The 11606-nt window shown below is 42.1% G+C and carries 10 protein-coding genes; all 10 read left to right on the forward strand.

The genetic code is table 11. The annotated features are described in order from the left end of the window. Positions 1 to 32: 32 nt before the first annotated feature. The 10 genes from MKY98_RS12410 to MKY98_RS12455 all read left to right on the forward strand — a co-directional run bounded on the left by MKY98_RS12410 (position 33) and on the right by MKY98_RS12455 (position 11543). Positions 33 to 911: a carbohydrate ABC transporter permease gene (locus tag MKY98_RS12410; protein WP_069011311.1), complete on the forward strand. Its 879-nt coding sequence runs from the start codon at positions 33 to 35 to the stop codon at positions 909 to 911. Between the two features lie 28 nt (positions 912 to 939). Then, positions 940 to 1782, forward strand: a complete 843-nt coding sequence (locus tag MKY98_RS12415) for a carbohydrate ABC transporter permease (protein ID WP_029518494.1) — start codon at positions 940 to 942, stop codon at positions 1780 to 1782. Positions 1783 to 2273: 491 nt separating this feature from the next. Continuing rightward, complete coding sequence (locus MKY98_RS12420) at positions 2274 to 2975, forward strand: response regulator transcription factor (protein WP_069011312.1); 702 nt, start codon at positions 2274 to 2276, stop codon at positions 2973 to 2975. Continuing rightward, positions 2972 to 3958 carry a sensor histidine kinase gene (locus MKY98_RS12425; protein WP_069011314.1) on the forward strand — a complete coding sequence of 329 codons (987 nt, stop codon included), beginning with the start codon at positions 2972 to 2974 and terminating at the stop codon, positions 3956 to 3958. The genes MKY98_RS12420 and MKY98_RS12425 overlap by 4 nt, the downstream gene beginning before the upstream one ends. Before the next feature lie 101 nt (positions 3959 to 4059). Continuing rightward, a complete protein-coding gene (locus tag MKY98_RS12430; protein WP_069011315.1) occupies positions 4060 to 4839 on the forward strand; it encodes an ABC transporter ATP-binding protein in 780 nt (259 codons plus the stop codon). Further along, positions 4805 to 6817, forward strand: coding sequence for an ABC transporter permease (locus tag MKY98_RS12435; protein ID WP_069011317.1), 2013 nt, complete (start codon positions 4805 to 4807; stop codon positions 6815 to 6817). The genes MKY98_RS12430 and MKY98_RS12435 overlap by 35 nt, the downstream gene beginning before the upstream one ends. A 181-nt stretch (positions 6818 to 6998) precedes the next feature. Next, positions 6999 to 8108, forward strand: coding sequence for a TolC family protein (locus tag MKY98_RS12440; RefSeq protein WP_069011319.1), 1110 nt, complete (start codon positions 6999 to 7001; stop codon positions 8106 to 8108). A gap of 35 nt (positions 8109 to 8143) precedes the next feature. Then, positions 8144 to 9598, forward strand: coding sequence for an efflux RND transporter periplasmic adaptor subunit (locus tag MKY98_RS12445; protein WP_069011321.1), 1455 nt, complete (start codon positions 8144 to 8146; stop codon positions 9596 to 9598). Beyond that, positions 9595 to 10332, forward strand: coding sequence for an ABC transporter ATP-binding protein (locus MKY98_RS12450; RefSeq protein ID WP_208332515.1), 738 nt, complete (start codon positions 9595 to 9597; stop codon positions 10330 to 10332). Before MKY98_RS12445 ends, MKY98_RS12450 begins: the two co-directional genes overlap by 4 nt. Further along, the gene (locus MKY98_RS12455; RefSeq protein ID WP_069011322.1) at positions 10329 to 11543 is read left to right on the forward strand and encodes an ABC transporter permease; all 1215 of its coding nucleotides are present in this window, start codon (positions 10329 to 10331) and stop codon (positions 11541 to 11543) included. Before MKY98_RS12450 ends, MKY98_RS12455 begins: the two co-directional genes overlap by 4 nt. Positions 11544 to 11606 lie beyond the last annotated feature (63 nt).

The following is an 11606-nucleotide window of genomic DNA, read 5'->3' on the forward strand; positions in this document are numbered from 1 at the left end:
GCTGTTCCGAAGATAAGGGGTGGAAGCAAGACATGAATAAATATTTGGGGAACAAACCGGCACTCGCGCTGTTTCTCCTCCCTGCTTTGATACTGTATAGCGTAATTTTGATATATCCCGTTCTGCAAACCGTTCTTCGCAGCTTTTATGATTGGGATGGCCTGAGTACGCTGACCTTTTCGGGACTGAGTAATTATCGGGAACTGTTCTCCGATCCTCTACTTGCTACTTCGCTTAAGAACGGATTAATATTTGCCATTGTTCTGGCGGTCTTTCAGATCGGACTGGGAACACTATTAGCGCTAATCTGTGCTGACCCGCGCACACGCGGGCGAAAAATACTGAAAACGTCTTATTTTATCCCAGTTGTCCTATCGGTAACCGTGGTGTGCCAGCTGTGGATCGCAATCTATGACCCAACTAACGGATTGATCAACCGACTGTTTGATCTCTTGAACATCCCGTACCAGCAAAATTGGCTGAGCTCCCCGACAGCATCGATTATTGCCATTGCCTTCGTTAATGCCTGGCAGTTTATGGGTTATCAATTTGCGTTGTTATATGCGGGAGTTAAGTCAATACCCGAAGACTACTTTGAAGCCGCCACGATTGACGGTTGCACCAAATGGAGAGCGCACTGGCATGTCACGCTTCCACTGATGAGGGAAACGTACAAATTCTGCTTCATTATTGCGATTACCTCTGGAATAGGGGCCTTTGTGCAGATGCTGATTATGACAAACGGAGGGCCCGGTACTACAAACTATACATTGACATTCATGATTTACCGCTATGCTTTTATGGAAAGCAATTATGGGTATGCGTGTGCTGTATCCGTGCTGCTTGTACTAATCTCACTACTGGCAACTGTAGTTATCAATAAGCTGTTCGACCGCGGACAAACCGCCTGATAAGGCGTGTATTGAAAAGGAGAACGAAATGAGTAAAACTGCTTTGAGCAAGTTCAGACAAGCTGTTCTGCAGATACCGCTGTGGTTGTATTTTATTGTTTCGGTCTACCCGTTGTTCTGGATGGTTTCCTACTCGTTCAAGAACAACGATGAGATCTTTGTCTCTAACCCATTTGGACTGCCAACGCATTTTCGTTACGAAAATTACATCAATGCGTGGACGCAATTTAATATTCCCCGTTACTTTCTGAACAGTCTGGTCGTATCAACGATTTCGACTTTGTTCATCCTTTTGCTGGCTCTGATGTTTGCCTTCGCAGTGGCTCGTATGAGATGGAGGTTTCGTTCAGCTGTCCGGACTTATATGATCATAGGAATGTTTATGCCACTGCAGGTTATCATGATACCGCTGGCGATTTTGGTTCGCGATTTTCATCTTACGAATACGTACGGAGCTCTTATTCTTCCTTATATCGCAATTGGGCTTCCTTTCTCGTCAATGATTTTCTATGGATTCCTAACAGCAATTCCTAAAGAGATTGAAGAGGCGGCATGCATGGATGGAGCTAATATTTATAGACTGTTCCTGAAAATCATTATGCCACTTGCATTGCCTGCAATTGCGACGGTAGCCATTTTTCAATTCTTGAACAACTGGAATGAGTTCACTTTGGCCTATATTCTAATTTCTGATGAAAATATGAAAACATTGCCTCTAGGCTTACTTTTCTTCCAGGGTTCCTACAGTACGGATTGGGGAGCCATGGGAGCTGTTATGACTATGGCCTCCTTACCGATGGTACTTGTCTACCTGTTCTTGAGTGAACAAGTGGAGCGGGCGATGACGGTAGGTTCTGCTGTAAAAGGGTAGAAAGAATAAAATGCCCGGCTAGAGAATCAGAAAAAGATTCTCTAGCCGGGCATTTTTGATATGTACATACGTTAATTCAATCCGACGATGGTTTGTGGCTAATCAGAAACCTTACAGTAAAATAGAGGTTTTTGTAAGTTTAAACTGTTGTTCGTTATGTAGAAGCTGTTATGCTGGTAAACAGCTAGGCAAGGAAAGAAGTGAAGCAAACTTTGAAAGATCCAAAGCAAAGTTTCCATGAAACATTAAAAAATCATAAAAGAACTATTATAACAGTCACAGTTATCGTTATTATAATTATACTGTTAATCACTCTGGTGCTCGGCACCATGTATATAATTCGGGATTCAATATACACCACCATGAAAAACTCCTAATCATCTACAACCAAAGGGGGTTAGATTGTTGTTATTGCTTGAACGATCAAATAAAGGCATTATATAGAGAAATCAGTTGTTAAAAATTCAAGCACTAAGAAGGTAGAAAACACGATGCAGAAGATATTAATAGTAGAGGATGACCCTCAAATCAGCTCCTTGCTCCAATCCTATCTTGAGAAATATGGTTATCAAGGAATTATTGTTTCAAATTTTGATCAAGTTCTGGCTATCTTTGAAGAGGTAAAGCCTGATTTGGTACTACTTGATGTGAATCTACCTCGTTTTGATGGATTTTATTGGTGCAGGCAAATACGGACTCAGTCTACATGCCCCATCCTTTTTGTGTCTGCACGTGATGATAAAATGGATCAGGTCATTGCTTTGCAAAACGGAGCAGATGATTACATTACGAAACCATTTTATCCCGAAGTACTACTGGCCAAAGTAGAAAGTAATTTACGGCGTGCCTATGGTTCCTATGCCGTTGCTCCACCATCACGATCCTTAACGGTGTCAGGCTTGACTCTTTATCCCGACATTATGGAACTTGTATACCATGACAAGCAGGTAGAGATGAGTCATAAAGAAGCGGCCCTCCTGGAGCTATTGATGACATATCCTAAGCAGGTTGTAGGGCGAGTTCATATCTTAGAGGCTTTATGGGATGATGACCAATATGTAGGGGAGAACACACTGAATGTTTATGTCACACGTGTCCGCAAAAAACTGAGCGAGCTGGGACTAGGGGATATCATAGAGACGGTTCGAGGGGCTGGCTATCGGCTTCACTTGACTGAGGAGGAAGAACGGTGAAGCTTTTTTGGCGCGACCATTTTTCGCTGGTCATTTTTAATATCATCCAACTTTTTCTTGTGTTAAGTATCTATTGGATGGATGGTTATCGTAACTGGTCGACGGCCCTATATTCCGTCTTTTTTGGGTCCATCCTATTGGTAGTCTATTTGCTGTTCCGATACGTTATGTATTCTGGCTTATATCGCATATTATCCGCTACAAACATTAGAGATTTAGATGAGCTTATTCAAATGAAGGTACTTAATCCGCTAGCCTCTTCTTTACAACATTTGCTTTTACAATATTATCGATTATATCAGTCCCGAATACATCAGTTAGAGCATCAGCAGCGCGATCATATTACGTTTATCAATCAGTGGGTTCACCAGATGAAAACTCCTCTTTCTGTTATTCATTTAATCCTCAAAGGAAGAATAGACCCCGAATCGGATCAGATTCACGATGAGATTGATCGAATGGGCAAAGGACTGGACATGATTTTGTATATGTCACGATTGGAATCCTTTGAACCAGATTTTCATGTGGAGCCTGTTGTATTACGAAATCTGATTAGTGATGTGATTTATGATAACAAAAGATTATTGATCCGCAACGAAATTTATCCTTCCAATGAAGTGGACGAGCAGTTGAGTGTGATTACCGATGCCAAATGGCTAGGGTTTATCATTAACCAATTGGTGACCAATGCGGTAAAGTACTCTTCAGGTCATGCCCGCAGTCTGAAGCTGATGTCTGACGTAAGAGAGGATGTCATTGTGTTGGAAGTACAGGATGAGGGGATTGGTATCCCTAAAAAAGACATAGAACGGGTATTTGAGGCTTATTACACAGGTGAAAATGGGCGGAAGTATCGTGAATCAACCGGGATGGGACTCTATTTGGTGTCTGAAATCTGCAAAAGACTGAATCATGATATTCAATTGAAATCGACGGTTGGTAAAGGGACGACGGTTCAAATCCTGTTTTCCATTGGCAAATGAGAAACCTTACAACACATTTAAGGTTTTTGTAATGTTAATCGGTCGCTTCACTTATCTGGATGGATTATGATCATGACATAGGAAAAAGAAAGGAATGAACGATGGAGATTGTACAAATGGATCAAGTTACCAAAATATACTATGGCAAGGTTCCCTACCGAGCTCTTAACAATATCCATTTAACGATCAAACAAGGCGAGTTTGTTGGTATTATGGGGCCGTCTGGTAGTGGGAAGACAACATTATTAAATATGATTTCGACCATTGATATGCCGACTTCTGGCGAGGTTAGCATTAAAGGGGAAAATCCACATCTGCTCAAGAAGGATAAGCTGGCTTTATTTCGCCGCAAAGAACTGGGGCTTGTATTTCAAGATTATAATTTGCTGGAAACCCTCACTTTGGGAGAAAACATACTGTTTCCTCTGATGCTGAATAAAAAAGGGTTAAAGGAAATGGAGCACAAACTGGAAGAAGTAGCGAAAAAACTGGATATTTCAGATGTTTTGGACAAACGGCCTTATGAGGTATCGGGGGGACAAAAACAACGTGCAGCCATAGGCAGGGCTATGATTCATTCTCCTTCGCTCCTGCTTGCAGATGAACCAACCGGAAATCTCGATTCCAAGTCTTCGCGTGTTGTAATGGAAATGCTGAGCCTTGTTCACCGTGTAGACTATTCTACAATTGTGCTGGTAACACACGGCGCCTTGGAAGCTAGCTATTGCGATCGGGTCATTTTTATTAAAGATGGTGAGTTATATAATGAAATCCGTCGTAGTCATAGTCAGCAAATATTTTTTCAGGAAATCATAGATATGCTCTCCTTTTTGGGGGGAAGTAGACATGCACATGAGCTTTCGTCTGTTAGCATGGAATAATCTCAAACGCAATGCGCGTGCTTACGTTCCTTATTATTTAAGCAGCTCCTTGATGATTACGATTTTTTTCGTATATGCGGTATTTATTTTTCACCCGGATGTCTCGAATGTAATCACAGCAGCTAACGTAAAAAAGGGATTACAGGTTGCGGATCTGTTAATCTTTATATTTTCCTTTTTTTTCGTATTATACACAAACAATATCTTTGTTGCTGCACGTAAGAAAGAATTTGGTATACTCACCATTTTAGGAGCGAGTCATAGGCAAATTTGTTTTTTGGTAGCTTTTGAAAATCTAATTATAGGCTTTTTATCATTGGTGACCGGGATGATCGGAGGATTTGTTTCAGCGAAGTTTTTCCTGCTTATGGGTTCCAATGTCATAGGAATGTATTTAAGATTTTATTTTCCCTGGAAAGCACTTGCCTTTACAGGAATTGGATTTATGTTTTTGTTTATATTGATCTCACTTGTGTCTGTTTTCTTTATCCGACGTTTTAAACTACAGCAGCTTTTTAGCAAGGCTCCTCAGCTCAACAAAGAGCCTAAAGCTTCATGGAGTCTGTCCATTCTTGCCGTAGTATTAATCGGAGCGGCTGTATATTTAATGAAGCTTGATTTTTCACCCTACATTTATCTGGCACCTTATCGTTTAGGGACCCTTTCCTTTTATATATTGCACTATTCGGTTGGAGACACCTTTAAATATACAATTATAATGGGATCTCTGGGTATTTACTTATTTTATACTCAATCATGTGTACTATTCATTCAATTGCTTAGAGCTAACAGGAAATGGTCTTGGAGCGGATCGCGTTTGTTATGGTTATCTGAGATCACATATAAAATGAGGAATAATGCCGGGCTTTTTTCATTGATTACCCTCATTTCTATCATTTCCTGTGTAGGAGCCGCATCAACTTTTGACTCCATGCAACAGCAAAAAAGATTTCTTAGGGAGCAATCTTATTCATTTGCATTTACTTCTGATGTTGTAAGTTCTAACGAGCTTGAAAAAGAGATTGACCAAAATCTGTATACGGCTGGGGTGGATTATGGAAAAGGTGAAGTATTAGTCTTCCCTTTTCGGGAACAGATTGCGCCAGTGATGAAACAATCCAACTATGAAGCACTTGCTTCCAAGTTTAAGAAGCTAAAACAGGTACCTACGCTTCGGGAGAATCAAGGTTTTTTCATTATCGATCCAAACGAGATGCCTCTCGAAGAAAAGAAAACCCTTTTTGAAAAAAAGCTAACTTACAAGCAAGGGAAATCTCATATGATGAATCTTGAGATTATGGATACTAAGACGATAGATCATAACCTGAAGTTTGATGGAAATATCGTCTCTGAACTAGGAAGGCTACTTGTTGTTACTGATCGAACTTACGACTATTTAATTGAACATCGGTATTTCAATGATCCGTTGGCATTTAAATCTACTTATTATTTTGTGCCAAAATGGAAGAATGGCCAGCTTTCCTTAGAAACTTCTGAAACTCAACAAGAGGTATGGTTGTATTCTGTGTTGGCCAATAGGGTGAATAAAGGGGTGCTTAACTCTAGGGCCGTAGACTATTTGACATCGGAGATGGATCTGGTTATTAGTGAATTTATTGGCGGATTTATCGCCATTATTATGTTGGCAAGTACAGTAAGCCTGCTGTATTTCAGACTATATGTAGATCTTCAGCGAGATGAAGAAATATACCGAGCTTTATCGAAAATTGGACTAAACTCAAGGGAAATGAGACAATCGGCTTCCAGACAAATTGCATTCCTGTTTCTTCTGCCATTAGTCGTATCGTCTATGGGAATGGTGCTTTGTTTAGTGATGTCAGAACCATCTGTAATATATGGAGTACCCGTTCATCTTACGCTGATTCAGATTATGCTGTGCTTCTGGGCCATCCAATTTCTTTCCTTTCTTATTGTACGTTCTCTGTATCTTCGTCAATTAGATTTAAAGATACTATAAGGAACGGTACGTTGTGTGTAAAAAGTTGCAGAAGGGCAGGACGGTGTTCCTCCTTTCTGGAATGTGCACCGAATAGAAGGTAAGGTCTCAAGTGGGATACAGAAGAAAACACATAATTCATATAACAACTTATTTAAGAACCGACCTTAGTCGTTACCATATTTTTAAAGTGGGGATATCTATGAAAAAACGTATGTTCATTTTATTGCTGCTCGCCTTGTCGGCCAGTTCTTTATCAGAGTCCTTTGTTCAAGCAGAGGAGGCGCAGCAGCAGGTTACCAAAGCAAGTGTGAAATTAACACTGAGTCAAGCCCAGCAGTGGGCACAATCCAATAGTTTTAGCTTGAAGGAAGCCCAGCAGACGATAGATCGCAACCGGATTATGCTAAAAAATGCAGGCAAGAATCTGGACTTCATTCCGGCAGGTCAAGGCAACGGTGAAGAAGATGCGGCTAGTAGTTCAGCATGGAAGGGGTATGCTTCATCGACAGTTTCTTATTTGGAATCCAAAAAGCAAATCGAACTTGCCCAAGATCAGACAGATTACACTGCAATGAAGAATTATTATGACGTACTTCTGGCTGATAACAAAGTAAAGAGTAGTGAGGATGCACTTTCGCTTGCGCTATTGGAGGAAAAAGCTGCTGAAGCGAAGGCCAACCGTGGAAAAATTTCTCCAGGTGATCGAAGTACGATTATTCAGACTCGTATAGAGGCTCAAAAGAATGTAGACATTGCTAAAGCTGCACTGCAAAAAGCGCAGGATTCGCTTAATACACAAATGGGGCAGTCCCAAGGAACGTTATATGAACTAGTGGACCGACCCGTTTACCGGAAGATGGATAACACGAATCTGGATACGCTGGTGACGCGTGCCATCTCGGCGAGTCCTTCAGTATGGAGACAGGAAGAGGCAGTCAAGCTAGCAAAAATGGAAATTAAATATTACACGTGGAATTCGGGAACGGATGACTATGAAATTAAGCAGATTGATGTAGATTCAGCAGAAGGTGGACTGGAAAATACCAAGGATCAACTAGCAGAAACACTGAAGAGTATGTACTTTAACTTACAGCAAAATGAAGAACAATATGAGCAAATGCGAAGTAATCTACAGAACCTTAATAAAGTGTTGGACATTTCTCGCAAAAGAAAGGACCGTGGATTTGCTACGGGCACGGAGGTCGCTACAAATCAGTTGAAAGTAAAGCAAATTGAACGGAATATGGATGAACTCGTTGTCCAAATGACGCTGCTGCAACATGCTTTAAACAAGCCGTGGAGCGTATAAAATTTAGAAAAAATACATTTTAAGGGGATATAACATTGTCGGAAACAGAAAAGAAAGATTCACTACAAGTGTTAAGAAAAAAAAGAAGAATGAAAGGAATCATAAGTATTCTGGCCTTGCTCATTATTGTAGGGATTGGTGGTACGCTCTACATGAAAAGGGGTCAGGGAAAGCCTGTGGAAGCTCCGGCGAACCAGGTGGTACAGGTACAGAAAGCTAACATAACCGAGTCGCTTGCCGTGACCGGAACCGTTCAGGCTTCCAAGGAAGTAAATATTAATTTTACAAATGTCGAGGGTGCCAAGCTCATCGCTGTCAATGTCAAAGCAGGGGATAGCGTTAAAGCAGGTCAGGTTCTAGCACGATTAGATGATTCGGACGCTAGGCTGCAAATTAAGGATGCCGAATCCAATGTCGCGATTGCAAGAGCCAAGCTGGAAGAAGCCAAGCGCGGACCCAAAACGAATGATATCGAGCTACAGAAAGCAAATGTCTTAAAGGCACAGATGGCGATTAAAACAGCCAAGAACGCGATGGAATTAGAGGAAGCCACGGCACAAAAGGAGGCAGCCAAGGTGACTTTAGATAAAGCCCAAAAGGATTATGATGACCAGGCTTATCTGGTTCAGAATGATGCGGCTGCAGAAAGTGACCTGGCGACAGCCAAGCAAAATCTGGATAAGGCAAAACTGGACATGAGTAATGCGGAGCTGCAGTACAAGAAGGCACAGACCAAGCAAACTGAGGCGATCGAAGAGGCGGAAATGGGCTATAAAACAGCATTAATACAATTAAAGGCTGCACAGTCCCCGCCTGAAGCTTCCAACATCCAATCTGCACAAGCTTCTTTATTGCAGGCTGAGACGGCATTAGAGCAGAAGAAAAGTGTTCTGAGTAAATTACAGGTTACGGCGCCGTGGGATGGGATCATTTTGAAAGTCAATGGCGATGTGGGGACTAGTCCTACTGCACCCTTTATTGTCATGAATAACTCCAACACAGGGGTTATGAAGGTTCTTGCCAAGGTTAATGAAAGTGATATTGCTAAATTGAAGACTGGACTTCAGGCGACAATGCACTCGAATTCATTCCCGGACAAAACATTTAAAGGCGAAGTACGTTTTGTTTCTCCAGAGCCGGTGACGGAATCCAATGTGACTACATACAAAATTGAATTGTCTTTGAATAGCCAAAACATAAGATTGCAACCGGGGATGAACATGGATGTATCCCTACTGTTAGCCGAACACAAAAATACGCTGTCTGTGCCATTGTTTGCCTTGAGGTCTGAAGGCGGTGTGGATGGAGTATATGTGGCGAAGAACACAGCGAATCCGGCCGATTATGAGTTTAGACCCGTGAAACTGGGTGTTTATACAGCGGATCAGGCCGAAATCAAGTCCGGTGTCAAGGAAGGTGAAACCATTGTTATTCCTCCTCAGAACAGCAGTGCTGACCCGAATGGCAGTGGAGGGGGGCAGACACAATGAGTGAAACTCAATCCATTAAAACCGTGATTGAAATTAAAGATTTGAAAAAAAGGTATGAAGTAGGCGGTCAGGAGATTCAGGCTCTACGAAGTGTGAACTTATCTATTAACGAAGGTGAATTTGTTGCTATCATGGGACCCTCTGGTTCAGGCAAGTCCACCATGATGAATGTTATTGGTTGCCTGGATCATCCGGATACCGGTAAATACTATCTGGATGGTTACTCCATATTGGATGCTCGTGAGAACGAACTTTCAGAGATTAGAAATCAGAAGCTAGGATTTGTGTTTCAGAAATTCTATCTGCTTCCTCGTACTACAGCTTTAGCAAATGTGGAGCTGCCTATGATGTATGCAGGTGTTCCTGCCAAGGAGCGTCGGGAAAGAGCTATAGAGGCGCTTCGGATGGTGGGTCTTGCAGAACGGATGTATAACAAGCCTAACGAGCTTTCTGGCGGTCAGCAGCAGCGGGTTTCCATCGCCCGAGCTTTGGTGAATCATCCGGTCATTCTGCTGGCAGATGAGCCTACGGGTGCACTGGACACGAAGACGAGCATCGAGATTATGGAGCTGTTTCAAGGCTTGAATGAGCAAGGAAAAACCATTGTCCTGGTTACTCATGAACTGGAAATAGCGGAATATGCCAAACGATTGATCAGCTTTCGGGATGGTAACATTGAGCGAGATGAGCCTATTGCAAATAGACGAATTTCATCAAGGGTGGTAAGTCTATGAATCTGATGGAAACGATCCGTGTATCGATGAACAGCTTAACTACCAACAAGATGCGCTCATTTTTAACGATACTCGGTATTATTATCGGGGTGGCAGCGGTGATTGCCATTATGGCCATCGGGAATGGCTCAAAGGCCAGTATTAAGGAGGAAATCAATAAGTTAGGGAATAACGTACTTTTGGTTGCTCCCGTCATGCCAATGACTGAGGAAGAAATAAATCAGGATACCTTGCCCTCATTTACGTGGACAGATGTCGAGGCATTGGAACAAAAGAGTTCGATTGCAGCAATGATGCCCCGTATTTCAAGCAGTTCAAAAGCTGCATGGGGGCGATATAACTATAATGCAACCATTGTAGGGACATCTGCTTCATTTTATAAGGCCAAAAAGTTTTCCTTTGCCGAGGGCAGAACATTTACCAACGATGAGATGGATAAACGTAGGAATGTTGCCATTCTGGAAAGCCAAGCGGTTGTGCGTCTTTTTGGTGGAGATACCAAAGGCGTATTGGGACGAACGTTTCAAATCAAACAGATCCCTTTCAAAGTAATCGGAGTATTGAATTCTCAGCCTGTTACGAATTTAAGCTACAGTACGAATGATCAAATCTACATCCCGGCTACAACCATGATGAACCGTCTGGGTGAGAAAAGCATTACTGGTCTGGAGGTATCCGCCAAGTCACCAGGCTTGATGGGTCAGGCTCAATCAGACATATTGGAAAGCTTGCGTGTGACGCATCAGCTAAAACCTTCGGAACCGGATCAATTTCAAGTAATGAGTCTGTCCGAAGCAGCAGGTGCAGCATCCGGTGTAGATAATATTATGACCAGCTTGCTGGGAGGTGTAGCTGCGATCTCGCTTGTGGTAGGGGGAATCGGAATTATGAATATTATGATGGTGTCGGTTATAGAGCGCACGAAAGAAATTGGTATTCGAAAAGCTATTGGTGCCAAGCCAAGAGATATTATGATTCAATTCCTGTCCGAAGCGGTCATTTTTGGTCTGCTAGGGGGGATGCTCGGGGTTGTTACAGGCGTAGGCGCCTCCAAAATAATCGAAGCAACAGCACACATGACCATTGAATTTACAATCTCGCCGATCCTATATTCGTTTCTTAGCTCTGCAGGTACAGGCATTCTATTTGGGGTATATCCGGCTTATAAAGCAGCAAGATTAAAACCAATAGATGCATTGAGATACGAATAATTGAATGGGCACATGGTCGCAACATAAAACGTGAACTGCTTCTAGATTTTTGGAGGAATATAT

Origin of the sequence: Paenibacillus sp. FSL M8-0228 (genome assembly GCF_038007385.1) — a bacterium.
GTDB classification, from domain to species: Bacteria; Bacillota; Bacilli; order Paenibacillales; family Paenibacillaceae; genus Paenibacillus; species Paenibacillus polymyxa_D.